Origin of the sequence: Pseudomonas sp. BF-R-19, from assembly GCF_019956445.1 — a bacterium.
In the GTDB taxonomy this organism is placed as follows: domain Bacteria; phylum Pseudomonadota; class Gammaproteobacteria; order Pseudomonadales; family Pseudomonadaceae; genus Aquipseudomonas; species Aquipseudomonas fluorescens_BH.
Window position 1 is genome coordinate 200,306 of the sequence record NZ_JAHBDN010000048.1, and the last position, 21,558, is coordinate 221,863.

Here is a 21,558-nt window from a genome sequence, read left to right on the forward strand (position 1 = left end):
CTAAGCGAGTGCGCTCCATGTCCCAGGATTTCTACTTCTTGTTGATGCCGGGTTTCTCGGCCATCGGATTTATCTCGGCCATCGAGCCGTTGCGGGTCGCCAATCGCTTTCGCGGCGAGCTGTATCGCTGGCATGTGCTGAGCGCGGATGGCGGGGCGGTACTGGCCAGTAACGGCATGTCGGTCAACGCCGATGCGGCGCTGGAGCCGCTCAAGAAAGGCGCGACACTGCTGGTGGTCGCCGGTTTCGAACCCCTGAAATTCACCACCCCAGCACTGGAACACTGGCTGCGCCGGCTGGACAACGAAGGCGTGACCCTCGGCGCCATCGACACCGGCAGTTTCATCCTCGCGGAAGCCGGCCTGCTCGATGGCCATCGCCTGACCCTGCACTGGGAAGCCATTGACGCCTTCAAGGAGTCTTATCCACAGCTCAGCGTCACCCAGGAGCTGTTCGAGATCGACCGCCGACGCATCACTTCCGCCGGCGGCACCGCTTCCATTGACCTGATGCTGGATCTGATCGCCCAGTCCCACGGTCCCGAACTGGCGATCCAGGTCAGCGAGCAATTCGTGCTTGGCCGCATCCGCCCGCGCAAAGACCACCAGCGCATGGAAGTCGCCACGCGCTACGGCATCAGCAACAAGAAACTGGTGCATGTGATCGGCGAGATGGAACAGCACAGCGAACCGCCGCTGAGCACGCTGGAACTGGCGGAATCGATCAAGGTGACGCGGCGACAGCTGGAGCGCCTGTTTCGCCTGCATCTGAACGACACACCGAGTAATTTCTACCTGCGATTAAGGCTGGAAAAGGCCCGGCAGTTGCTACGGCAGACGGACATGAGTGTGCTGGAAGTGAGCATTGCCTGCGGATTTGAATCGCCGTCGTACTTCACCCGCAGTTATCGGGCGAAGTATGAGCGCTGTCCGCGGGAGGACCGGCGTACCGCCAAGGCATGATTCTGAAAACACTGGAGAAACCTGTGGGAGCGAGCTTGCTCGCGATGAGGCCAGCACATTCAACATAGTCGTCGACTGAATGGCCGCCATCGCGAGCAAGCTCGCTCCCACATAAGATCTTTGGTGCTTGGAGGATCAGGTTACTTCTTCAACAACGCCGAGCAAGCCGCCTTGTACGCCTCATGCTGATATTTATTCAGCGTCTCCGGCAGCTCAACTGCGAACTTCTTGCACTGCGCGGTAATGGTCTGTGGTGACAACAGCATCACCTCGCAATTCTCCAGCAATTGGAAAACCCCTTCGATCTTGAATGTCGTCGGCCCGCCAGCGAACTCGCCTTTCTTGCTGCGCTTCTTGATCGCAATGCGGTCGATGGAGTTCTCGCGGACAAACGAAGCGACCTGAGCGGCGAACACTTTGACGTTGGCGGCTTCGTCGTCATCGTCCAGGGCAATTTTTTTGGTGGCGAGCGCGGCATGGCTCAGCGCCTGACCGTCCAGCGTGGCCACGGCGATGATCGCTTCGCTGCCTTTGATTTCGATGCCGCAGACTTTCATGTTCAATCCAATTAGTGACAGAGGGTGTGCAGCTTACAGCTCAAGCTGGCTGGCCGTGATGCCAAACGCCAAAGCGATTTTTTCGCGAGTGGCTTTACGGGGCTTGGCGACTGTTTCCTGTTGGGCAAAGGCAGGCTGGGTTATGCCCATGCGTTTGGCCACTTCATCCTGGGTAAGGTTCAAGTGTTCGCGCCAGGCGCGGATAGGAGTAGCGCCATCGACGATACGGCTCACCACCTCATGGGGGATCAAGTCGGGCTCGATTTTTTGCGCCACGTATTGTGCATAGGGAATGACCACGAAGGCTGGATTGCCTTCGGCGTCGTTGATGATTTGAATGTCAGTAGGTGCGTTCATCGCGTTTTTTGACCTCTTGAATACTGACCACTTTGATCGCGCCATCCCAATCAAACATGACCCGGTAATTACCGACACGCAGCCGATAAGCGTAGTCATGACCGACCAGTGCTTTGACATTGCCTGCCTCAGGCATGCCAGCGAGCGCCGTGATGGCATCACGAACCCGAATCTGGTGAACGGAATGCAATCTCAAGAGTTGCTTAACGGCCTTTCGAGTCCAGTGAATGCTGTTCATGGAAGAATATAAGTCTTTTATAAGATTTGCGAATCTTTACTTATATTTTTATGGTTGGCCATCAACAACATTTGTCGGCATGTTGCGTGAAAAGTCCGCAGAACAGCGGCTTTGGACAGAAGCTGTAGGTCAGATCAGAGTGCTTTGTGGGAAAAGGGTTTTTGGCGATTGAAAGCTGGTGGTAGTGCCAGCTTTCAGCGGGATATTCAGGACTATTCCTGCCCAATCGACTCCAAAAACTCCGACCGTTCATCACTCATCCGCGCCACACAATCGTTCTGGACAATGCTGAACGCCTTGCTGCCGTTGGTTGCCGGGAAGGCTTCAACGGCGCAGTCTGCGTCGCGGGTCTTCAGCCATTGCTGTTGGGCGGCTTTGATCTTGGCGGTGATGTCGGCCAGTTGCGACGGGGTTTTGCCGTACTGCGACTGCATGCGCTCGGTCAGGCCCTGGAGGTTCTCCTTGAGCAGGTCTTCGGCGGAGGTTTTGCTGAAGGCCGAGCATTCCAGTGTCTGGACGTCGTTTTCGACTTTGTCGCACGGGTTGTCGTCGGACACCTCCGCTGCGTGTACGCCGGTCGCAATCAGTGCCATTGCCAGAATGATCGATTTCATTATCGTCGCCGCTCTTGTCCAGTGAAGCATCCAGTGATGCGGCGAATTCTGGCCCAAGCCGAAGGCCTTGAACAGGTCGGTGATTGTGCCTGGCGACGACCCTTTGTCGCGGATTGACGCTTTCGGCAAACCCCCTGTCGTTTTTGCACCCGGCTGCCCCCGCACCGAGGCATATGCTGGCCCCAAAGCGCCGGCAGACGATTCGGCGCATGAATCGCTAATAGGGGACAGCCTGATGAGCCCAGCCGAATTACACGCCGACAGCATCGTTATCGACGGTCTGATCATTGCCAAATGGAACCGCGAGCTGTTCGAAGACATGCGCAAGGGCGGTCTGACGGCAGCCAACTGCACCGTGTCGGTGTGGGAGGGCTTTCAGGCCACCGTCAACAACATCGCCGCGAGCCAGAAGCTGATCCGCGAGAACAGCGATCTGGTGATTCCGGTCCGCACCACCGCCGACATCCGCAAGGCCAAGGAGCAGGGCAAGACCGGTATCCTTTTCGGCTTCCAGAATGCCCACGCCTTTGAAGACCAGATCGGCTATGTCGAGGTGTTCAAGCAGCTCGGCGTCGGCATCGTGCAGATGTGCTACAACACCCAGAACCTGGTGGGCACCGGTTGCTACGAGCGTGACGGCGGCCTGTCGGGCTTCGGTCGCGAAATCGTCGCCGAGATGAACCGGGTTGGCGTGATGTGCGACCTGTCCCACGTCGGTTCCAAGACTTCCGAAGAAGTCATCCTCGAATCGAAGAAGCCGGTCTGCTACTCCCACTGCCTGCCGTCGGGGCTCAAGGAGCACCCGCGCAACAAGTCCGATGAAGAGCTCAAATTCATTGCCGACCACGGCGGCTTTGTCGGCGTGACCATGTTCGCGCCGTTCCTGGCCAAGGGCATCGATTCGACCATCGACGACTACGCCGAAGCCATCGAGTACGTGATGAACATCGTCGGCGAAGACGCCATAGGCATCGGCACCGACTTCACCCAGGGCCACGGCCAGGACTTCTTCGAATACCTGACCCACGACAAGGGCTACGCCCGCCGTCTGACCAGCTTCGGCAAGATCATCAACCCGCTGGGCATCCGCACCGTGGGCGAGTTCCCAAACCTGACCGAGACCCTGCTCAAGCGCGGCCACTCCGAGCGCGTGGTGCGCAAAATCATGGGCGAGAACTGGGTGAACGTCCTCAAGGACGTTTGGGGCGAATAAGCCGCCGCATCTCTGAATCCTTTCCCGCTGCCGTCCGTGCAGCGGGCAACACAACGAATTTTCTGGAGTTAAGTTTCCATGGCCAAGATCGCCCCGCAATTGCCAATCGAAGTCGACAGCGAAACCGGTGTCTGGACCTCCGACGCCCTGCCGATGCTCTACGTGCCGCGCCATTTCTTCGTCAACAACCACATGGGCATCGAGGAAGTGCTGGGCGCTGAAGCCTACGCCGAAATCCTCTACAAGGCCGGCTACAAGTCCGCCTGGCACTGGTGTGAAAAAGAAGCCGAATGCCACGGCCTGGAAGGCGTCGCGGTGTTCGAACACTACATGAAGCGCCTGTCGCAGCGCGGCTGGGGCCTGTTCAAGATCCAGGACATCGACCTCGACAAAGGCACCGCCAGCGTCAAGCTCGAACACTCGGCATTCGTCTATGTGTACGGCAAGGTCGGGCGCAAGGTCGACTACATGTTCACTGGCTGGTTTGCAGGGGCCATGGACCAGATCCTCGCCGCTCGCGGCAGCAAGATCCGCACCGTGGCCGAACAAGTCTACGGTGGCTCCGAAGAGGGCCACGAAGACGGCTTGTTCACCGTCAAGCCGTTGTAAGTCGAGGAACCCGCCATGGCTTTCGAAGCAATGTTCCAGCCGATCCAGATCGGCAAACTGACCATCCGCAACCGCGTGCTCAGCACCGCGCACGCCGAGGTCTATGCCACCGACGGCGGCATGACTACCGATCGGTACGTCAAGTATTACGAAGAGAAAGCCAAGGGCGGGATCGGCCTGGCGATTTGCGGCGGCTCCTCCAGCGTGGCCATCGACAGCCCGCAAGGCTGGTGGAAGTCGGTGAACCTGGCGGACGACCGGATCATTCCGCACTTCCAGAATCTGGCCGATGCCATGCACAAGCATGGCGCCAAGATCATGATCCAGATTACCCACATGGGACGTCGTTCCCGTTGGGACGGCGAGCACTGGCCAACCCTGCTGTCGCCGTCGGGCATCCGTGAACCGGTGCACCGTGCGACCTGCAAGACCATCGAGCCGGAAGAAATCTGGCGGGTGATCGGCAACTACGCCACTGCTGCGGCGCGGGCCAAGGCCGGTGGCCTGGACGGCGTCGAACTGTCGGCCGTGCACCAGCACATGATCGATCAGTTCTGGAGCCCGCGGGTCAACAAGCGTACCGACGAATGGGGCGGCAGCTTCGAGAACCGCATGCGTTTCGGCCTGGAAGTGATCAAGGCGGTGCGCAAGGAAGTTGGTCCGGATTTCTGTGTCGGCATCCGTCTGTGCGGTGATGAATTCCACCCGGATGGCTTGTCCCATGAGGACATGAAGCAGATCGCCAAGTACTACGACGACACCGGCATGATCGACTTCATCGGTGTCGTGGGTTCGGGTTGCGACACCCACAACACCCTGGCCAACGTTATCCCCAACATGAGTTATCCACCGGAGCCGTTCCTGCATCTGGCGGCCGGTATCAAGGAAGTGGTCAAGGCCCCGGTGCTGCACGCGCAGAACATCAAGGACCCGAACCAGGCCACCCGTATCCTGGAGGGCGGCTACGTCGACATGGTCGGCATGACCCGCGCTCACATCGCCGACCCGCACCTGATTGCCAAGATCAAGATGGGCCAGGTCGACCAGATCAAGCAGTGCGTTGGCGCCAACTACTGCATCGACCGTCAGTACCAGGGCCTGGACGTGCTGTGCATCCAGAACGCCGCGACCTCCCGTGAATACATGGGCGTGCCGCACATCATCGAGAAAACCACCGGCGTCAAACGCAAGGTAGTGGTGGTCGGTGCCGGCCCGGCCGGGATGGAAGCCGCTCGTGTGTCGGCCGAACGCGGCCACGACGTGACCCTGTTCGAGAAGAAAGAATTCATCGGCGGGCAGATCACCACCGCCTCGAAAGCCCCGCAACGGGACCAGATCGCCGGTATCACCCGCTGGTTCCAGCTGGAGCTGGCGCGGCTGAAAGTCGACCTGCGCCTGGGTACCGCGGCGGATGCGGCGACCATCATGGACCTGCGTCCGGATGTGGTGGTGCTGGCGGTGGGCGGTCATCCGTTCCTGGAGCAGAACGAACACTGGGGCGCGGCTGAAGGCCTGGTGGTCAGCAGCTGGGACGTGCTCGACGGCAAGGTGGCGCCGGGCAAGAACGTGCTGGTCTACGACACCATTTGCGAGTTCACCGGGATGTCGGTTGCCGACTACTTGGCTGACAAGGGCAGCCAGGTCGAGATCGTCACCGACGACATCAAGCCGGGTGTGGCCATCGGCGGTACGTCGTTCCCGACTTACTACCGCAGCATGTACCCCAAAGAAGTGATCATGACCGGCGACATGATGCTGGAGAAGGTCTACCGCGAAGGCGACAAGCTGGTGGCGGTGCTGGAAAACGAATACACCGGCGCCAAAGAGGAGCGGGTGGTCGACCAGGTGGTGGTGGAAAACGGCGTGCGTCCGGACGAAGAAATCTACTACTCGTTGAAGGAAGGCTCGCGCAACAAAGGCCAGATGGACATCGAAGCCTTGTTCGCGATCAAGCCGCAACCTTCGCTGAGCACCACGGGTGACGGCTACTTGCTGTTCCGTATCGGCGACTGCGTGGCCCAGCGCAATACACACGCTGCGATCTATGACGCGCTGCGGTTGTGCAAAGACTTCTAAAGGCTTGCACATGACCCTGTGGGAGCGGGCTTGCTCGCGAATGCATTTTGTCAGTCGCACATGAATAGACTGACCCACCGCTTTCGCGAGCAAGCCCGCTCCCACAGGAACCGAGTAAGGCATCTCGACCTGCAAGACCCGAGGTCTTGGGAGCAACACCTATGTTGAACACCCTTCTTCCAATCCTGTTGTTCGCAGCCCTGGGCCTTGGTGTCCTGGGCGCGTTGCGGCGGGTGGCCATGTGGCGCCGGGGCCGGGCTTCGAAAGTCGACCTGATCGGCGGCCTGTTCGCCATGCCCAAGCGCTACATGGTCGACTTGCACCATGTGGTCGCGCGGGACAAATACATTGCCAACACCCACGTCGCCACGGCTGGCGGTGCGGTGGCGTCCATCGTGCTGGCGATTCTGGTGCATGGTTTCGGCCTGCATAACCGCTTCCTCGGCTATGCGCTGTTGCTGATGACGGCGATCATGTTCGTTGGCGCGATCTTTGTTTACCTGCGTCGGCGCAACCCGCCGGCGCGCCTGTCGAAAGGCCCGTGGATGCGCCTGCCGAAAAGCCTGCTGGCGTTCTCGGCCTCGTTCTTCCTGTTGACCCTGCCGGTGGCCGGGATCCTTCCGGAAAACTTCGGTGGCTGGCTGTTGGCGGCGGTTCTCGGGGTTGGCGTGTTGTGGGGCGTGTCGGAACTGTTCTTCGGCATGACATGGGGCGGGCCAATGAAACACGCCTTCGCCGGTGCCTTGCACCTGGCCTGGCACCGTCGCGCCGAGCGCTTCGGCGGCGGTCGTTCCACGGGCCTCAAGCCTCTGGACTTGAACGACCCGACCGCGCCACTGGGCGTGGAAAAACCCAAGGATTTCACCTGGAACCAGTTGCTCGGTTTCGACGCCTGCGTGCAGTGCGGTAAATGCGAAGCAGCTTGCCCGGCGTTCGCCGCCGGCCAGCCGCTGAACCCGAAAAAACTGATCCAGGACATGGTCGTCGGCCTGGCCGGTGGCACCGATGCAAAATTCGCTGGCAGCCCATATCCGGGCAAGCCGATAGGCGAACACGGGGGCAATCCGCATCAACCGATCGTCAACGGTCTGGTGGACGCCGAAACCCTGTGGTCGTGCACCACCTGCCGCGCCTGCGTCGAGGAATGCCCGATGATGATCGAGCACGTCGATGCCATCGTCGACATGCGTCGCCATCTGACCCTGGAAAAAGGCGCGACCCCGAACAAGGGTGCCGAAGTCCTGGAAAACCTGATCGCCACCGACAACCCGGGCGGTTTCGCGCCGGGCGGGCGGATGAACTGGGCGGCTGACCTGAACCTCAACCTGCTCAGCGAAAAGAAATCCACCGACGTACTGTTCTGGGTTGGCGACGGCGCCTTCGACATGCGCAACCAGCGCACCCTGCGCGCCTTCGTCAAAGTGCTGAAAGCAGCGAAAATAGACTTCGCCGTGCTCGGTCTCGAAGAGCGCGACAGCGGTGACGTGGCCCGGCGCCTGGGCGACGAAGCGACCTTCCAGCTGTTGGCCAAGCGCAACATCCAGACCCTGGCCAAATACAGTTTCAACCGCATAGTCACCTGCGATCCGCACAGCTTCCACGTGCTGAAAAACGAATACGGCGCCTTCGATGGCAACTACCTGGTGCAGCACCACAGCACCTACATGGCGGAAATCATTCAGGCCGGCGCGCTGAACCTCGGTCAGCACAAAGGCGACAGCGTGACCTATCACGACCCGTGCTACCTCGGCCGCTACAACGGCGAATACGAGGCACCGCGTCAGGTCCTGCGCGCGCTCGGGATTGAAGTGAAAGAGATGCAACGTTCCGGTTTCCGCTCGCGCTGCTGCGGCGGTGGTGGCGGCGCGCCGATCACCGACATTCCCGGCAAACAACGCATTCCCGACATGCGCATGGAAGACATCCGCGAAACCGGCGCCGAACTGGTGGCCGTGGGTTGTCCACAATGCACCGCGATGCTCGAAGGCGTGGTCGAGCCCCGGCCGATGATCAAGGACATTGCCGAACTGGTGGCCGACGCGTTGCTGGAAGAAGCCGCGTCCAAGCCCTCTACACCGGCCCAACGTGAACCTGCGGAGGCCCACTGATGAGCGACATTATCCGCCGCGACCCTCGGGCCGAATGGATTGCCCGCAACCGTCTGCACCCGCTGCACGCAGCCATGCAGCCGGCGCAACACAGCTGGATGGGGCCTAACGGTGTCATCCGCAAGAATCCCCATGGCATTGGCTTTATCGGCCCCAACGGCATCAAGCGCATCGACCGCAGTGGCGCCCAGCAGGGCGGGGCGACCAAACGCTCGGCTGCCGTCGAAGTGCAATTGCCGCTGCATCAGGTGGCCGCGCCAGCGTTTTACATCAGCGTGGTGCCGGACATGGTCGGTGGTCGCTTGAGCAGTCACGACCGCGACCTGCTGGGCCTGGCCCATCAACTGGCCGGCACAGACGGCGCAGTGCTGGCCGTGGTGTTCGGCGAACACAAGGAAAGCGCTTTCGCCACAGCGGGTGTCGACCGCCTGCTGCTGCTGGAAGGCGAAGAATTCAACGGTTATGCACCGGAACAACGGGTCCAGGGCCTGCGGGCTGTGGATAACCAGTTCAGCCCGCGTCACTGGTTGCTGCCGGACAGCCGCAGTGGTGGTGGCGAACTCGGCCGACGTTTTGCCGCGGCACTGGGCGAGCGCCCGGCCACGCGGGTCTGGCAGGTCAAGGATCAGGAGTGCATCGGCCGCGCTGGCGCGGGTCTGCAAGACCTTGCCCGGCCGCTGGCGCGTTTGATTCTGGCGGCTGTCGAGTGCGCCGAACCAGTCAGCGAAACCCGACACGAAGCCTTGCCGGTGGAGTTATCCACAACCGTGGCGCGCAGCCTGTCGCGGATCGAAGATCTGGGCGCGGTGGCCGTCGATCCGGCGGCAATTCCCATGGCCGAAGCCGAGTTCATTTTCTCCGGCGGCAACGGGGTCAAGGACTGGGGACTTTTCCACAGAACCGCCGAAGCCCTCGGCGCGACCGAAGGCGCCTCGCGGGTGGCGGTGGACGACGGCTTCATGGCCCGCGATCGTCAGGTCGGCGCGTCCGGCACCTGGGTCACCGCACGGGTCTATGTGGCGGTGGGAATTTCCGGGGCGATCCAGCACCTGCAGGGCATCGGTGCCTGCGACAAGGTGGTGGCGATCAACCTTGACCCCGGCTGCGACATGATCAAGCGCGCGGACCTCTCGGTGATCGGCGAGAGCGCGGAGATTCTTCAAGCCTTGATCGAGGCGGTAGAGGCTTACCGCAACGACGCCAAGCGCGATGCGGCTTAAGGGAAGGAAAGGGTTATGAGCACGAAAATCATCAGCCTGGTGTCCATTGGCGCCCACCCGACCTCCGGTCGGCCGCGTCGCGCGGAGCAGGATGCGCGGGCGGTGGAACTGGGCCTGCAATTGGCTGGGGATAACCTGCAGGTGTTGCATGCCGGCGACATCGCCGAGCCTGCCTTGCGCGCTTACCTGGGCATGGGGCTTGAGCAACTGCATGTGCTGGAACAACCCCAAGGCGCCGACGCGCTACCGGCGCTGACCGACTATTTGCGCGATGCCGGGGCGCAGGTGGTGTTGACCGGCAGTCAGGCGGAAACCGGTGAAGGCTCGGGCATGTTGCCCTTCCTGCTGGCCGAAAGCCTGGGCTGGCCGCTGGTGGTGGGGCTGGCGCAGGTCGAGTCCATCGATGGCAGTTCGGCGCTGGTGCTGCAAGCCTTGCCCCGCGGTCAACGTCGTCGGCTGAAGGTGCGCCTGCCGTTTCTCGCGACGGTGGATAACGCCGCCCCCAAGCCTCGGCAGAGCGCTTACGGCCCGGCTCGACGCGGCGTGCTGCAAGCGCAGGACGTCGAGGTCATCGACGATGAACTGCTCGCGGTCGCCACCCTGCAGCCGGCCAAGCCACGGCCCAAGCGCCTGAAGGTGATCAAGGCCAAGAGCGGCGCCGACCGCATGAAAGCCGCGACGGCCAAGGCTAGTGGTGGAGGCGGGCAGGTGCTCAAGGGCGTGACGGCGCAAGCCGGCGCCGAGGCCATCCTCAAATTGCTGATTGAAGAAGGTGTGGTCCGCTAACAATCAATGTGGGAGCGGGCTTGCTCGCGAAGACGGTGTGTCAGTCGACATCAATGTTGCCTATTAAGACGCTTTCGCGAGCAAGCTCGCTCCCACAGGATCTCTTCGTCCCGCACCACACCCGTCAGCCCGGTGAGCTACAGTTTTCTATGCGCTGATCAAGGGTGCGGCACGCTTTCGGGAGCTTTCAGACATTCAGCGCTGACTCATAAAACCCTGTTTTTATGACTGGCCTGAATATGAAGACTTTCGCTCTTCTGGCGCTCTTTACATCAAGCCTGTGGGTATCCACAGGCTTGATGTCTGCCGTCCAGACAAAAGCGTCTGAGACTGACCAGGATTTTTATCGCTGGATAGACTCCGAACAGGGCCGTAGCGCGTCCCTGGAGCAACTGCGGCAACAGTGCGACAAGGTGCTGGATGCCGATAGACACCTCAGCTGTTCGGTGACGGTCTTCGCCAGATTGCTCGAAGCCAAGGCCGCCAACCAACTCCCCGAATACTATCTGGCGATCAAGGCCAGGCATGCCCAGGCGATTGCGGCCAACGCCTATCTGAAGCCTCTGTTCTCCACCTTTGGCAGCAAATCGCTGGCTGTCCTGGCGGCGACCGGCGATTTCTCGGTCAGCGGTTCGGTGCGGCATGAGGTGCTGCCGCTCCATCCGTATGCCGACGACTTCTACATCGCTGAACAAGTGCTGCCATTTATCGAGGTCGGCGCGGCCAATGGTGTCTCGGCGCGTTTTGTACTGGACACCGGCGCACCGCAAACCCGGGTCAACATCGACACTGCGAAACAGATGGGCATCAAGTTGTTGCCCGATGCTTTTTATCGCTACAGCACGTTTTATGGCGAAAAGGGCCTGGCCGCGAGGCTGGGAATTCTCCGGTCGCTGAAAGTCGGCACCCGCGAGTTCAGGAACGTCCTGGTCTTTGTCAGCGACCGGGATAATCTGTTGGGGCTGGATCTGATCAGCAAGCTGGGGCGCTTGAAGATCACCAGCAGAACACTGGAGCTGAATCCGCCGCCTGCCACACGCTGTGATGCGTCGATTGTCATTAGCCGCCTGGATCTCAATCAACGGCTGGTGGTGGCCGCACAACTGGATCGTCGGGCAACGCAGGCCATCATCGATACCGGAAATGTCGACTACCTGACGGCCTCGTCGCCCGGCAGGCAGCTCAGCGTTGTGCAGGCGCTGACACCCGGAAGCTCGAGCGTTTCCACCAACGACAGCAAGCGTTTCCAACGCTTCGACGGCGTATTGGCCCTGCAAGGCAATACCATGGCGGTCACCTACAAATACTACCCGGGCTTTACCATCCCGCCGTCGCTGATCGGCGGGCAATACGTCCCGTCGATATTGCTCGGATGGCGCGCTTTCAAAGACTTTGAATTGAACCTGGATCTGGATTCAGGTCATTCATGCCTCAATAAAATCTGAACAACTTCGGTGTTTACCCACAATCCCTGTTGGTGGTTCTGTGGATAACATGTTCGCCCCTCGCTACACCCCATACAAATCAAGCCTTGCGAGGCGTCGTTCAAAAAACAACCAGTCTGGTTCGTGGTTTTCCCAAGCTTTTTCAAGGGGATAAGTGCTGCCGTCGATGCAGACTTGCCCCCAATCTCTGTTGGCGCTTCTGTGGATAAGATGTTTGCTATCGGCTGTGGGCCTTATAAACAGCGGCTTTCATGGCTTCGATCAAAAAGCGATCAATTGGTGTATTTGAGCCATGGAATTCCACGCAAACACCGGTTTCTTACGGGTTGCAGCGGTTTTCCACAGAGCCTTCGAAGTTAACCCCAAAGTCTGTTGGCGCTTCTGTGGATAAGGTGTTTGCCATCCTCTGTAAGCCTTGTATTCCGTGCCTTCTAGGCTTCTGATCAAAAAATGACCAGCTCGATCGTGGAAGTATGCTTCTGGATAAGTCACGGTTTTTCTTTGGGTTTTGTGGAGAAATTTTGCAGCCTTTCCACAGTTGTCCCCAATAGCTGTGGGTGGAGATGTGGATAACTTGTTCGCGGAAGGCTGGGAGGTGCGGCGGGCATAGGCCTGAACGAGATAGGTCATATTTCGTACAGTTCTAAATGATCGGGGAAAGTGAGGCCGCTTTCGCGAGCAAGCCCGCTCCCACAATGACCGAGGCGTTCACAGAATTTGTGTGCGCCACCGATCCATTGTGGGAGCGGGCTTGCTCGCGAAGCTTTTGCTTTTGATTTAACCCTGAACCGGAACCCCTTTGAGGTACGGCGCAGGCTCGGCCCCGAGGTTGCTCAGCAGACGCTCGCTGTACCAGTCTACGAAGTTCACCACGCCGAACTCATAGGTCTTGGAGTACGGACCAGGCTGGTACGCGGTGGAGTTGATGCCGCGCTGGTTCTCTTCGGCCAGGCGACGGTCCTGATCGTTGGTGGCGTCCCAGACCTGGCGCATGCGCTCCACGTCGTAGTCCACGCCTTCTACCGCGTCCTTGTGCACGATCCACTTGGTGGTGACCATGGTTTCCTGGGCGCTGATCGGCCACACGGTGAACACGATGATGTGGTCGCCCATGCAGTGGTTCCACGAGTGCGGCAGGTGCAGGATGCGCATCGAGCCCAGGTCCGGGTTCTGGATGCGGCCCATCAGCTTGGCGCAGCCCTGCTTGCCGTCCATGGTCATCGACACGGTGCCCTTGAGCAGCGGCATGCGCACGATGCGGTTACGCAGGCCGAAGCTGGCGTGGGCGTAAGGGATCTTCTCGGCTTCCCAGGCAGCGGCGGAGGCGGCGACGTGGTCCTTGAAGGCCTGGTCGGCGCGCGGGTCGGTAACGTCGTCCCATTCCAGCAGGGTTTTCAACAGTTCCGGGTGCGACGCGTTGCAGTGGTAGCACTCGCGGTTGTTTTCCAGCACCAGTTTCCAGTTGGCCTTTTCCATCAAGGTGGTGGTGATCGCCACCTTGGTGTTCTCCATGTCGTACGGTTCCATGTAATGGTTGAGCGTCGACAGGAAGTCATCGATGGCTGGCGGGTTCTCCGCCAGGCTGATGAAGATGTAGCCGCCGGCGGTCTTCACGTTCACTGGCTTGAGGCCGTACTCTTTCATGTCGAAGTCGGCGCCCATTTCGGTGCCGGCGAACAGCAGGCGGCCGTCGAGTTCGTAGGTCCACTGGTGGTAGTGGCAGACCAGCTTGGCGACCTTGCCCTTGTCGCTGGTGCACAGGCGCGAGCCACGGTGACGGCAGACGTTATGGAACGCATGCACCACGCCTTCGGCGCCGCGGATCACGATGATCGGGTTCTTGCCGATTTGCAGGGTCAGGTAGTTGCCCTTGGTAGGGATTTCGCAGGTCATGCCGGCGATCAACCACTCTTTCTGAAAGATTTCCTGCATGTCGATATCAAACAGGCGGTCGTCGGAGTAAAACGGCTGCGGCAGCGAGAACGTGCGCTCGCGCTCTTGCAGCATCTGTGCGGTGGCCTTGCGTGCGGATTCCAGCGGATCGCCCAGGCTCAGGGTAGTAGTGACGTCCATCGATTTAGTCCTCATGGCCATTCTGTGTGGCCGGCGAAATGTGGCTACGGTTGTGCGACGCAAGACAAAAAACAGCAGTTATCTGTTGAAGCGAGTGTGGGGCCGGCGCTGGCCGGAACCTTATCCATGGGCGACATGGTGCAATCTGTTCCCGACGCGCAAGCCCCGGTAGCTGGGGGCTGGTCGCGATAAGCATGTCAATGTCGCAGATAGGTAAATGGGTGGTTCGCGCTATACGCAGAATCGCCAACATGAAGGCCGGCAGTCGGCCGTGGAGATCAGCATGTCCAACAGCTTCCTGAACCCGGTAACCACCCAGACCTGGGCCAATGGTCGACACATCGTCCGTTGCGTCAAAGTCATCCAGGAAACCTGGGATGTGCGCACCTTTTGCTTCATGGCCGACCAGCCGATCCTGTTCTTCTTCAAACCGGGGCAGTTTGTCACCCTGGAGCTGGAGATTGAAGGCCAGCCGATCATGCGTTCGTACACCATTTCCAGCTCGCCATCGGTGCCGTACAGCTTTTCGGTGACCATCAAGCGCGTGCCGGGCGGCAAGGTGTCCAACTGGCTGCACGACACCCTGCACGAAGGCCAGGAGCTGGCGGTGCACGGGCCGGTCGGGCTGTTCAATGCCATGGACTTCACCGCGCCGAAGGTGCTCTACCTCAGCGGCGGCGTTGGTATCACGCCGGTCATGTCCATGGCGCGCTGGTTCTACGACACCAACGGCAATGTCGACATGGTGTTTATCCACAGCGCCCGTTCGCCTAAAGACATCATTTACCACCGTGAGCTGGAACACATGGCGTCGCGGATCGACAACTTCAGCCTGCACCTGATCTGCGAGAAGCACGGTATGGGTGAGCCCTGGGCCGGTTATCGCGGTTACCTGAACCACAGAATGCTTGAATTGATGGCGCCGGACTTCCTTGAGCGCGAAGTATTCTGCTGCGGCCCGACACCGTATATGAATGCGGTCAAACGCTTGCTGGAAGCCGCTGGCTTCGACATGTCGCGTTATCACGAAGAATCCTTCGGTGCGACCCCGCCAGAGGCGCGCGCTGACGCCGTGGAACACGCCGAACAAGCGGCCGAGGCACCGGAAGTCGACGCCGCGGACTTGCATCAAGTGGAATTCACCGCCTCCGGCAAGAGCATCCGCGTGGCCCCGGGCGAGACCGTGCATGCCGCGGCGGCCAAGGTCGGCCTGATGATTCCGAAAGCCTGCGGCATGGGGATTTGCGGCACCTGCAAGGTGCTGAAGCTGGGTGGCGAAGTGGAGATGGATCACAACGGCGGGATCACCGAGGAGGACGAAGCGGAAGGGTTCATCCTGTCGTGCTGCAGCGTGCCGAAGGGGGATGTGCGGATCGAATATTGATCCGGGTGGGAATGCAGCTCTGAAAGCAGTGAGGTCCCCTATGGGAGCGAGCTTGCTCGCGATAGCGGAGTGTCAGTCGACATCAATTCTGAGTGTCAGACCGCAATCGCGAGCAAGCTCGCTCCCACAGGTAGAGTGTTTTTTCAGTCAACGAATAGGTCAGTCATTAGCTTGTCGCTGCTGTCGGGCGCGAACCGATAGTGTTCGAACTCCGTTACACCGCTTTCCCGCAGAATCTCCTCATCAATCAGCAAGCGCCCGGTCAGGCTGCGGTTTGTGCTGCTCAGAATCACATGAGCGGCATCGGCCATGATCGAAGGCAGGCGCGCATGCTTGAACGATTCCCTCGACCCTAGCTGAAACTCGATGGCCGCTGTGGCGATCATCGTCTGTGGCCACAGCGAGTTGACGCTGATCCCGTAGTTCTTGAATTCCTCACTCATGCCCAAAGTCAGCATGCTCATGCCGTACTTGGTCACGGTGTAGGGGCTGTATTGGGCGAACCACTTGGTGGCCAGGTTCAGCGGCGGGGACAGGTTGAGGATGTGGCCGCCGGACTTCTTCAGGTACGGCAACGCAGCCTGGCTGCACAGCAGGACGGCGCGGGTGTTGATCTGGTGCATCAGGTCGAAGCGCTTGAGTTCGAGGTGCTGGACCCCGGTGAGCTTGATCGCTCCGGCGTTGTTGATCAGTGCATCGATGCCACCGAAATGTTCGTTGGCCTGGGCCAGCGCCTCACGTACGGCATCCTCTTCACGCACATCTACCTGCAAGGCCAGCGCCTTGCCGCCTGCGGCTTCCACTTCCTGGGCCACACTGAAAATCGTGCCTGGCAGCTTGGCGTGGGGTTCGGCGCTTTTGGCGGCGATCACAATGTTGGCCCCATCGCGTGCGGCCCGCAGCGCGATCTCGCGGCCGATGCCTCGGCTGGCGCCGGTGATGAACAGGGTTTTGCCTTGCAATGACATGCTGACGCTCCTGATTGTTTTTATGTGAGCACGGGCTCGACAAACAATGTAGACGAAGTCTTCAGGTGCGTACGATGAGAGGAGATTGGGTTGGCTTTTGTGGGAGCGAGCTTGCTCGCGATAGCTGATTGTCAGTCGACATCAATGTTGGATGTGCTGGCCTCATCGCGAGCAAGCTCGCTCCCACAGGGATTGTGGTGTTAGTGAGACATCACTTCACGGATATCCCGCGCCAATTCCCGCACCCGCTCTTCCTCGGTGTCCCACGAGCACATGAAGCGTGCGCCGCCGTTGCCGATGAAGGTGTAGAAGCGCCAGCCCTTGGCGGTCAGTGCGGCGATGGCCGGTTCCGACAGTTGCAGGAACACGCCGTTGGCCTGTACCGGGAACATCAGTTCCACGCCGGGAATGTCACTGACCAGTTCGGCGAGCAATTGCGCGCAGTGGTTGGCGTGGTTGGCGTATTTGAGCCAGGCGTCGTTTTCCAGGATCCCGACCCACGGAGCTGACAGGAAGCGCATTTTCGACGCCAGCTGCCCGGCCTGCTTGCAGCGGTAATCGAAGTCTTCGGCCAGTTTGTGGTTAAAGAACAGAATCGCCTCACCCACCGCCATGCCGTTTTTCGTGCCGCCAAAGCACAACACGTCGACGCCTGCCTTCCAGGTCAGGTCAGCCGGGGTGCAGCCGAGGAAGGCGCAGGCGTTGGAGAAGCGTGCGCCGTCCATGTGCAGGTTCAGGCCCAGCTCTTTGCAGGTGGCGCTGATGGCGCGGATTTCGTCCGGGGTGTAGACGCTGCCGACTTCGGTGGCCTGAGTCAGGGTCACGACACGAGGTTTCGGGTAGTGGATGTCCTGGCGCTTGAGCGCGACCTCGCGGATCGATTCCGGGGTCAGCTTGCCGTTTTCAGTGCGGGCGATCAGCAGTTTGGAGCCGTTGGAGAAAAATTCCGGGGCGCCGCATTCGTCGGTTTCGACGTGGGCGGTTTCCGAGCAGATCACGCTGTGGTAACTCTGGCACAGCGACGACAGCGCCAGCGAGTTGGCGGCGGTGCCGTTGAAGGCAAAAAACACTTCGCAGTCGGTTTCGAACAGCTTGCGGAATCCGTCGGAGGCGCGTGCGGTCCACTCGTCGTCGCCGTATGCGCGCTGGTGGCCGTGGTTGGCCTGTTCCATGGCCGCCCAGGCTTCAGGGCAGATGCCGGAATAGTTGTCGCTGGCGAATTGTTGGCTCTTGTCGGTCATGGCCTGCTTCCGTGGTCGAGATGCCTATGGTGAAGCGTCCCGTGGTCAATGAGGGTGCGCACTGTACCCAAGATCGTCAGGTGGAGCGCACAGGATGTCGCTGTCGGGAAAATACAGTGTCGAAGGGCAATTATGCACGTGACAACGTACAAGATCATGCACAAGGCCATGCACTTAAAGCCGCGCGACGGGGCACTGGATCTGCTCAAGTGGCTGGCGCTGCTCAGCATGGTGCTCGATCACCTGCGATATGTCGGTTATTCCGCCGATCTGTTGTATGTGCCGGGGCGTTTGGCGTTTCCGTGGTTCTGCCTGGCGATGGCGGCCAATCTGGCGCGCAAGCCTGTTGTGGTGAGCGCTGGGCAATGGCGCTATCTGGGCTGGTTGTTGCTGTTTAGTGCGGTGAGTGAAATTCCTTACCGGATGTACATTCCCAATCCCGACACCTTGAACGTGCTGCCCACCCTTGCCCTGGGCTTGCTGGTGATTCGTGGCTGGCAGCAGCCGGTGCTGGCGTCGCGTCTGCTAGCCGTTGGCGCGGTGTTGCTGGCAGGGTTTTTCTCCCAGCGATTGATGTTCGGGTTCTTTGGCGTGCTGTTGCCGCTGGCGATGCTGCTGGTACTGCAACGCCCCTGGTACTTCGCACTGTTGGCGGGGTTGGTATGCCTGGCGGCCAATCAGTGGCAGGTGCTGTATCACGCCACTCGCCTAGGCAATGTCGCGGCGATTCCGGCCATCGTCATGTGTCTGATTGCGCCATGGCTCGGGCTGTTCTTGTTGCGACATGCAAAGGGCGTAAAACCACCACCGATGCGGCGCTGGGCGTATGCGCTGTATCCCTTGCATTTCCTGGTGTTGCTCGCAGTGCGACAGGTCATCGCCTGACCCTGTGGGAGCGGGCTTGCTCGCGAAAAAGGCACTGCGGTATTTCAGACAGACCGCGTAATCGTTCTTCGCGAGCAAGCCCGCTCCCACAAGGGATCCATGCTGATTTGAGGTTTGTGTTCGGCATGCCATTTCCCGTCATGTCGTAAACGCACCTTTGCGTGGCGCCCGTAGGCATTTGACGACTCCAAGCCAGTCATACCATCGCTACCAAAGGGCACTGCCGAAACGCCAGTGCCTCACCGAGACGAATGGCGCACCGCCGCCGCTGGGAGAGACGCGATGTTCAGCAAGCAAGACCAGATCCAGGGTTACGATGATGCACTGCTGGCGGCGATGAATGCCGAGGAGCAACGTCAGGAAGATCACATCGAGCTGATCGCGTCGGAGAACTACACCAGCAAGCGCGTGATGGAAGCGCAAGGCAGCGGCCTGACCAACAAATACGCCGAAGGTTATCCGGGCAAGCGCTACTACGGTGGCTGCGAGCACGTCGACAAGGTTGAGGCGCTGGCCATCGAGCGCGCCAAGCAACTGTTCGGCGCCGATTACGCCAACGTCCAGCCCCACTCTGGCTCCTCGGCCAACAGCGCCGTATACCTGGCCCTGCTGCAAGCCGGCGACACCATTCTCGGCATGAGCCTGGCCCACGGCGGTCACCTGACCCACGGCGCCAAAGTGTCGTCCTCGGGCAAGCTGTACAACGCCGTGCAGTACGGTATCGACACTAAAACCGGTCTGATCGATTACGACGAAGTCGAGCGCCTGGCTGTTGAGTGCAAGCCGAAGATGATCGTTGCCGGCTTCTCGGCCTATTCCAAGACCCTCGACTTCCCGCGCTTCCGCCAGATTGCCGACAAGGTCGGTGCGTTGCTGTTCGTCGACATGGCCCACGTTGCCGGTCTGGTCGCTGCCGGCCTGTACCCGAACCCGCTGCCTTACGCCGATGTGGTCACCACCACCACCCACAAGACCCTGCGCGGTCCACGTGGTGGCCTGATCCTGGCCAAGTCCAACGAAGAAATCGAGAAGAAGCTCAACGCGGCAGTGTTCCCGGGTGCCCAGGGCGGCCCGCTGATGCACGTGATCGCCGGTAAGGCGGTGTGCTTCAAGGAAGCGCTGGAGCCAGGCTTCAAGGCTTATCAGCAACAAGTGATCGACAACGCCCAGGCCATGGCCGGCGTGTTTATCAAACGCGGCTACGATGTAGTGTCCGGCGGTACCGACAACCACCTGTTCCTCGTCAGCCTGATCCGTCAGGGCCTGACCGGCAAAGAGGCGGATGCAGCACTCGGTCGCGCCCACATCACTGTGAACAAGAACGCTGTCCCGAACGATCCACAGTCGCCGTTCGTGACCTCCGGCCTGCGCCTCGGCACCCCGGCGGTCACCACTCGCGGCTTCAAGGTGACCCAGTGCGTCACGCTGGCCGGCTGGATCTGCGACATCCTCGACAACCTCGGCGACGCCGATGTCGAGGCCAATGTCGCCGAGCAAGTGGCAGCCCTGTGCGCGGACTTCCCGGTTTATCGCTGAGTGCGGTTTTGGAGTAAATGACTATGCAACGCTACTCGGGCTTCGGCCTCTTCAAACACTCTCTCAGCCATCATGAAAACTGGCAGAAAATGTGGCGCACGCCGACCCCTAAAAAGGTCTACGACGTGGTCATCGTCGGTGGTGGCGGGCATGGTCTCGCAACGGCCTACTATCTGGCCAAGGAACACGGCATCACCAACGTGGCCGTGGTCGAGAAAGGCTGGCTGGGCGGCGGTAACACCGCGCGCAACACCACCATCGTTCGCTCCAACTACCTGTGGGACGAGTCGGCGCACCTGTACGAACACGCGATGAAACTGTGGGAAGGCCTGTCCCAGGACCTGAACTACAACGTGATGTTCTCCCAGCGCGGCGTCTACAACCTGTGCCACACCCTGCAGGACATCCGTGATTCCGAGCGTCGGGTCAGTGCCAACCGCCTCAACGGCGTCGACGGTGAACTGCTCGATGCCAAACAGGTTGCCGACGAGATTCCGTACCTCGACTGCTCCAGGAACACTCGCTACCCGGTGATGGGCGCTACCGTCCAGCGTCGCGGCGGCGTGGCCCGTCACGATGCCGTGGCCTGGGGCTTTGCCCGTGCCGCTGACGCCCTCGGCGTGGACCTGATCCAGCAGACCGAAGTGATCGGTTTCCGCAAGGAAAACGGCGTGTGCATCGGCGTTGAAACCAACAAGGGCTTCATCGGCGCCAAGCGCGTCGGTGTAGTGACCGCCGGTAACTCCGGGCACATGGCCAAGCTCGCCGGTTTCCGCCTGCCGATCGAGTCCCACCCGCTGCAAGCGCTGGTGTCCGAGCCGATCAAGCCGATTATCGACAGCGTGATCATGTCCAACGCCGTGCACGGCTACATCAGCCAGTCCGACAAGGGCGACCTGGTGATCGGTGCCGGTATCGACGGCTACAACGGCTACGGCCAGCGTGGTTCGTACCCGGTGATCGAGCACACCATCCAGGCCATCGTCGAGATGTTCCCGGTGCTGTCGCGGGTACGCATGAACCGTCAGTGGGGCGGCATCGTCGACACCACGCCGGATGCCTGCCCGATCATTTCGAAAACCCCGGTACCGAACATGTTCTTCAACTGCGGTTGGGGCACCGGCGGCTTCAAGGCTACACCTGGCTCGGGCAACGTGTTTGCCGCGAGCCTGGCCAAGGGTGAAATGCACCCACTGGCCGCACCTTTCTCCATCGACCGTTTCCACAACGGTGCGTTGATCGATGAACACGGCGCTGCTGCGGTTGCCCACTAACAGGAGAAATCC

At 60.4% G+C, this 21,558-nt stretch carries 21 protein-coding genes; 13 read left to right on the forward strand and 8 right to left on the reverse strand.

Annotated elements, in window-relative coordinates; genetic code table 11:
• Positions 1 to 17: 17 nt before the first annotated feature.
• Entirely contained in the window at positions 18 to 962 is a 945-nt protein-coding gene (locus KGB28_RS12630) for a GlxA family transcriptional regulator (RefSeq protein WP_150756180.1), read from the forward strand.
• Positions 963 to 1,102: 140 nt separating this feature from the next.
• Here the strand turns inward: KGB28_RS12630 and KGB28_RS12635 are convergent, their stop codons facing one another.
• From KGB28_RS12635 to KGB28_RS12645, 3 genes are read right to left on the reverse strand one after another with little or no spacing between them, the layout of a single operon-like run.
• The gene (locus KGB28_RS12635; protein ID WP_223445491.1) at positions 1,103 to 1,519 is read right to left on the reverse strand and encodes a DUF3010 family protein; all 417 of its coding nucleotides are present in this window, start codon (positions 1,517 to 1,519) and stop codon (positions 1,103 to 1,105) included.
• A 33-nt stretch (positions 1,520 to 1,552) separates the two neighbouring features.
• Positions 1,553 to 1,876 carry a helix-turn-helix domain-containing protein gene (locus tag KGB28_RS12640; protein WP_056726566.1) on the reverse strand — a complete coding sequence of 108 codons (324 nt, stop codon included), beginning with the start codon at positions 1,874 to 1,876 and terminating at the stop codon, positions 1,553 to 1,555.
• Positions 1,860 to 2,114, reverse strand: coding sequence for a type II toxin-antitoxin system RelE family toxin (locus tag KGB28_RS12645; protein WP_223445493.1), 255 nt, complete (start codon positions 2,112 to 2,114; stop codon positions 1,860 to 1,862). The genes KGB28_RS12640 and KGB28_RS12645 overlap by 17 nt, the downstream gene beginning before the upstream one ends.
• Between KGB28_RS12645 and KGB28_RS12650 the strand changes: the two genes are divergently transcribed.
• Entirely contained in the window at positions 2,113 to 2,286 is a 174-nt protein-coding gene (locus tag KGB28_RS12650) for a hypothetical protein (RefSeq protein WP_223445495.1), read from the forward strand. The genes KGB28_RS12645 and KGB28_RS12650 overlap by 2 nt on opposite strands.
• Positions 2,287 to 2,326: 40 nt before the next feature.
• On the opposite strand, the gene KGB28_RS12655 is transcribed toward KGB28_RS12650, so the two are convergent.
• Positions 2,327 to 2,728 carry a lysozyme inhibitor LprI family protein gene (locus tag KGB28_RS12655; protein WP_223445497.1) on the reverse strand — a complete coding sequence of 134 codons (402 nt, stop codon included), beginning with the start codon at positions 2,726 to 2,728 and terminating at the stop codon, positions 2,327 to 2,329.
• A 235-nt stretch (positions 2,729 to 2,963) separates the two neighbouring features.
• Here KGB28_RS12655 and KGB28_RS12660 point away from each other — a divergent pair, with 235 nt between their 5' ends.
• The 7 genes from KGB28_RS12660 to KGB28_RS12690 all read left to right on the forward strand — a co-directional run bounded on the left by KGB28_RS12660 (position 2,964) and on the right by KGB28_RS12690 (position 12,185).
• Positions 2,964 to 3,941, forward strand: a complete 978-nt coding sequence (locus KGB28_RS12660; protein ID WP_032829497.1) for a dipeptidase — start codon at positions 2,964 to 2,966, stop codon at positions 3,939 to 3,941.
• Positions 3,942 to 4,019: 78 nt separating this feature from the next.
• Positions 4,020 to 4,550, forward strand: a complete 531-nt coding sequence (locus KGB28_RS12665; RefSeq protein WP_008048169.1) for a DUF5943 domain-containing protein — start codon at positions 4,020 to 4,022, stop codon at positions 4,548 to 4,550.
• Between the two features lie 15 nt (positions 4,551 to 4,565).
• Positions 4,566 to 6,626 (forward strand): dimethylglycine demethylation protein DgcA, encoded by a 2,061-nt coding sequence (gene dgcA / locus KGB28_RS12670; protein WP_223445499.1) that lies wholly within the window; start codon positions 4,566 to 4,568, stop codon positions 6,624 to 6,626.
• 161 nt (positions 6,627 to 6,787) lie between these two features.
• A complete protein-coding gene (gene dgcB, locus KGB28_RS12675; RefSeq protein ID WP_223445500.1) occupies positions 6,788 to 8,734 on the forward strand; it encodes a dimethylglycine demethylation protein DgcB in 1,947 nt (648 codons plus the stop codon).
• Complete coding sequence (locus KGB28_RS12680) at positions 8,734 to 9,954, forward strand: electron transfer flavoprotein subunit alpha/FixB family protein (protein ID WP_223445502.1); 1,221 nt, start codon at positions 8,734 to 8,736, stop codon at positions 9,952 to 9,954. Before dgcB ends, KGB28_RS12680 begins: the two co-directional genes overlap by 1 nt.
• 15 nt (positions 9,955 to 9,969) lie before the next feature.
• Positions 9,970 to 10,740 (forward strand): electron transfer flavoprotein subunit beta, encoded by a 771-nt coding sequence (locus KGB28_RS12685; RefSeq protein WP_223445504.1) that lies wholly within the window; start codon positions 9,970 to 9,972, stop codon positions 10,738 to 10,740.
• A gap of 299 nt (positions 10,741 to 11,039) precedes the next feature.
• On the forward strand, positions 11,040 to 12,185 hold the full coding sequence (locus tag KGB28_RS12690) for a retropepsin-like aspartic protease (RefSeq protein WP_223445506.1): 1,146 nt from the start codon (positions 11,040 to 11,042) through the stop codon (positions 12,183 to 12,185).
• Between the two features lie 261 nt (positions 12,186 to 12,446).
• Here KGB28_RS12690 and KGB28_RS12695 read toward each other — a convergent pair whose 3' ends face one another.
• The gene (locus KGB28_RS12695) at positions 12,447 to 12,815 is read right to left on the reverse strand and encodes a hypothetical protein (RefSeq protein WP_223445508.1); all 369 of its coding nucleotides are present in this window, start codon (positions 12,813 to 12,815) and stop codon (positions 12,447 to 12,449) included.
• A gap of 147 nt (positions 12,816 to 12,962) precedes the next feature.
• Entirely contained in the window at positions 12,963 to 14,258 is a 1,296-nt protein-coding gene (gene gbcA, locus KGB28_RS12700) for a glycine-betaine demethylase subunit GbcA (RefSeq protein ID WP_223445517.1), read from the reverse strand.
• 283 nt (positions 14,259 to 14,541) lie between these two features.
• Here gbcA and gbcB point away from each other — a divergent pair, with 283 nt between their 5' ends.
• Positions 14,542 to 15,642 (forward strand): glycine-betaine demethylase subunit GbcB, encoded by a 1,101-nt coding sequence (gene gbcB / locus KGB28_RS12705; RefSeq protein WP_223445519.1) that lies wholly within the window; start codon positions 14,542 to 14,544, stop codon positions 15,640 to 15,642.
• 143 nt (positions 15,643 to 15,785) lie between these two features.
• On the opposite strand, the gene KGB28_RS12710 is transcribed toward gbcB, so the two are convergent.
• Both KGB28_RS12710 and KGB28_RS12715 read right to left on the reverse strand, forming a co-directional pair.
• A complete protein-coding gene (locus tag KGB28_RS12710) occupies positions 15,786 to 16,610 on the reverse strand; it encodes an SDR family oxidoreductase (protein WP_223445521.1) in 825 nt (274 codons plus the stop codon).
• 200 nt (positions 16,611 to 16,810) lie between these two features.
• A complete protein-coding gene (locus KGB28_RS12715; RefSeq protein WP_056726578.1) occupies positions 16,811 to 17,851 on the reverse strand; it encodes a low specificity L-threonine aldolase in 1,041 nt (346 codons plus the stop codon).
• A 132-nt stretch (positions 17,852 to 17,983) separates the two neighbouring features.
• Between KGB28_RS12715 and KGB28_RS12720 the strand changes: the two genes are divergently transcribed.
• The 3 genes from KGB28_RS12720 (at position 17,984) to KGB28_RS12730 (ending at position 21,546) form a co-directional block, all read left to right on the forward strand.
• Positions 17,984 to 18,736 (forward strand): TraX family protein, encoded by a 753-nt coding sequence (locus KGB28_RS12720; protein ID WP_223445523.1) that lies wholly within the window; start codon positions 17,984 to 17,986, stop codon positions 18,734 to 18,736.
• A gap of 282 nt (positions 18,737 to 19,018) precedes the next feature.
• A complete protein-coding gene (gene glyA / locus KGB28_RS12725; RefSeq protein ID WP_223445525.1) occupies positions 19,019 to 20,272 on the forward strand; it encodes a serine hydroxymethyltransferase in 1,254 nt (417 codons plus the stop codon).
• 23 nt (positions 20,273 to 20,295) lie between these two features.
• Positions 20,296 to 21,546 carry a sarcosine oxidase subunit beta gene (locus KGB28_RS12730; RefSeq protein ID WP_223445527.1) on the forward strand — a complete coding sequence of 417 codons (1,251 nt, stop codon included), beginning with the start codon at positions 20,296 to 20,298 and terminating at the stop codon, positions 21,544 to 21,546.
• The last annotated feature ends 12 nt before the right edge of the window (positions 21,547 to 21,558 follow it).